This is a genomic window from Ectopseudomonas oleovorans, assembly GCF_029845265.1.
Taxonomy (GTDB): Bacteria; Pseudomonadota; Gammaproteobacteria; order Pseudomonadales; family Pseudomonadaceae; genus Aquipseudomonas; species Aquipseudomonas oleovorans.
The window spans coordinates 1-2350 of record NZ_JAOCLK010000097.1 but is presented as its reverse complement, the minus strand read 5'-3'; the positions used below and the strand labels follow the sequence as shown (position 1 = coordinate 2350).

The window sequence follows — 2350 nt, the reverse complement described above, 5'->3', positions numbered from 1 at the left end:
CCTGGTTATTGTCAATGGGCACAGCACCATCCTCGACATAGCGAGTCAGTGCCTGCCAGCGTTTAAGGCTGTAATCCAAGGCTTTCGCCGTGGCCGATCCGTTGGGCACAAGATCACGCTGGGCCAGCATCCAGTCAGCCGTGTATCGAGGATCGGTGAAGCCTTTTCCTGTCGTATTCGCCAGCGTTCTTCATCGCTCATGTCCCGTGCTTGCCGTTCGATTTCGTACAAGCTGCCCATCGCGTGCAGTGCTTGTTCGGCCAACTGGCTTTTGTTTGCAGCGTGCAGATCGAAGAACTTGCGGCGGGCGTGGGCCATGCAGCCAATTTCGGTAATGCCTTGCTCGAAGCTGGCCTTGTAGCCAGCGAAGTCGTCGCAGACCAGCTTGCCATTCCACTGGCCAAGAAAATTGCGCGCATGCTCGCCGGCACGGCTGGGATTGAAGTCGTACACCACGGCCTTCAGATCGGCGAAGGGGGTGGTGCTGTAGGCCCAGACGTAAGCCCGATGGGTTTTCTTCTCGCCTGGGGTGAGCATTTGCACCGGGTTTTCGTCAGCGTGGATCACGCGTTGGGCCAGCACGGCTTCACGCAGGGCATCGACTAGCGGCTGGAGCTGCACGCCGGTTTGTCCGACCCACTGCGCCAGTGTCGAGCGAGCGATGGCCAGGCCGGCACGGCCAAAGATTTTCTCTTGCCGATATAGCGGCAAGTGGTCGGCGAATTTGGCCACCATCACGTGAGCCAGAAGGCCGGCGGTGGGGATGCCCTTGTCGATCACCTGGGCCGGCACGGGGGCCTGGATCAGTGTTTCGCACTGGCGACAGGCCCATTTCCCACGCACATGCTGTTCGACGGTGAACACGCCCGGCGTGTAATCCAGCTTTTCGCTGATGTCTTCACCGATGCGTTGCAGCTGGCAGCCGCAGGCGCATTGGGTGTTCTCCGGTTCGTGGCGGATCACGGTGCGCGGAAATTGTGCCGGCAGCGGTGTGCGCTTGGGCTGTTGGCGGGGTTCGGCTGGAGTAACCGGGGGATTGACGGCTTTCAGCTCCGCCTCGATGGCGGCGATGTCAGTGTCGAGCAGGTCGTCCAGCAAGCTGCCCTGGTCAGGGCTCAGTTGCTCGCTACGCTTAGCAAACTTGTGCCGTTTGTACCAAGCGATTTCGTGTGTGAGCTGCTCAATGATGGTTTGATCACGGTGGATTTTCTTGCCCATCACGTCGACCTGCGTCAGCAACTGCGCGGCCAGTGTGCGCAGTTGCTCAGCTGTCAGTTGGTCGAGATTGGGCGAGGAGTTCATGCTGCTGATTGTGCCAGAGCAGACGCTCTGCGCAGATACACCGTTGGGCTAATGGCCGGTGCTACAGCACTGTGATCGCGCCGCCCGCACCGACCCGCTGCCAGGGCACCCCCAGTACCAACGCCTGAAGTTGCTCTGCGTCGAGTTCAACTTCCGAGCCGTGGCGGATGCCTGGCCAGTGAAACTTGCCTTGGTTCAATCGCCGCGCGGCCAGCCAGATACCCACGCCGTCATGCACCAGGACTTTCATGCGGTTGGCGCGGCGATTTGCGAAGAGATAGGCACAGTGCGGCTTCGCCGCACCGAACACCGCAATCACACGGGCCAACGCGGTCTCGGTGCCGGCGCGCATGTCCATCGGTTCGGTGGCGAGCCAGATACTATCGATACGGATCACTGGGCGAGCCCCCGGACAAAGCGGACGCATCCTTCAGGATCGGAGGCTGGCCATTTCACTGTGATCGATTGCTCGCCCAGCGGTAGCTCGATAATCACAGCTGGTTCAACTGGTCGTTTTGGCGTAACTCTCGCAGGAACGAACGCCGGCAACGCCGCTGGCAGTTGATCTCGATAAAGCGGTAGCCACTTGCGAATGACGTTGGCATTGATGCCGTGGCGGATGGCAACGCTGGAAACGGTCGCACCGGGTTGCAGGCACTCCTGAACAACCTGGGCCTTGAACGGTTTGGGGTAAGAGCTTCGTTGGCGCATGGAAATCCCGGCGATAAGGGCTATCGCGTCCGCTTAAAAATACGCGGACACCATCGTCCTTAATGCTGGAGTTCGGAAGGTGACTTGGCCGGACGCTTACTGTGGCTCAGCGCAACGCTGGCAATCGAGGCCCCGGGCTGGGCGCACTCTTGAATGATCTGGGCCTTGAAGGATTTGGAGTAGGAACGGCGTTGTGGCTGCATGAAAGACCCGCTTAAAAGGCTAGAAATGGTGTCTACTTAAATCAGGTGGACACCATCGCCTTTGGCGTCGGGACCAGGAAGGTGTGTTGGCCGGACGGATACACTAGAACTGAAAATCCTAAGCTCCACGCAGG

3 protein-coding genes and 1 pseudogene are annotated in these 2350 nt (G+C 59.7%); all 4 read right to left on the bottom strand.

From position 1 onward, the window contains the following. A pseudogene (gene tnpC, locus N5J71_RS22215) lies at nt 1-1302 on the bottom strand (IS66 family transposase); the annotation flags it as partial. 61 nt (nt 1303-1363) lie between these two features. Beyond that, nucleotides 1364-1699: an IS66 family insertion sequence element accessory protein TnpB gene (gene tnpB, locus N5J71_RS22210; RefSeq protein WP_003464281.1), complete on the bottom strand. Its 336-nt coding sequence runs from the start codon at nt 1697-1699 to the stop codon at nt 1364-1366. Beyond that, nucleotides 1696-2013, bottom strand: a complete 318-nt coding sequence (gene tnpA, locus N5J71_RS22205) for an IS66-like element accessory protein TnpA (RefSeq protein ID WP_003464284.1) — start codon at nt 2011-2013, stop codon at nt 1696-1698. Before tnpA ends, tnpB begins: the two co-directional genes overlap by 4 nt. Before the next feature lie 59 nt (nt 2014-2072). Continuing rightward, complete coding sequence (locus N5J71_RS22200) at nt 2073-2216, bottom strand: transposase (RefSeq protein ID WP_003464286.1); 144 nt, start codon at nt 2214-2216, stop codon at nt 2073-2075. Between the last annotated feature and the right edge of the window lie 134 nt (nt 2217-2350).

What these genes read in the sequence shown, in the direction of transcription:
- N5J71_RS22200 (WP_003464286.1), bottom strand. Translation starts at nt 2,216, where the DNA reads ATGCAGCCACAACGCCGTTCCTACTCCAAATCCTTCAAGGCCCAGATC.
- tnpA (WP_003464284.1), bottom strand. Translation starts at nt 2,013, where the DNA reads ATGCGCCAACGAAGCTCTTACCCCAAACCGTTCAAGGCCCAGGTTGTT.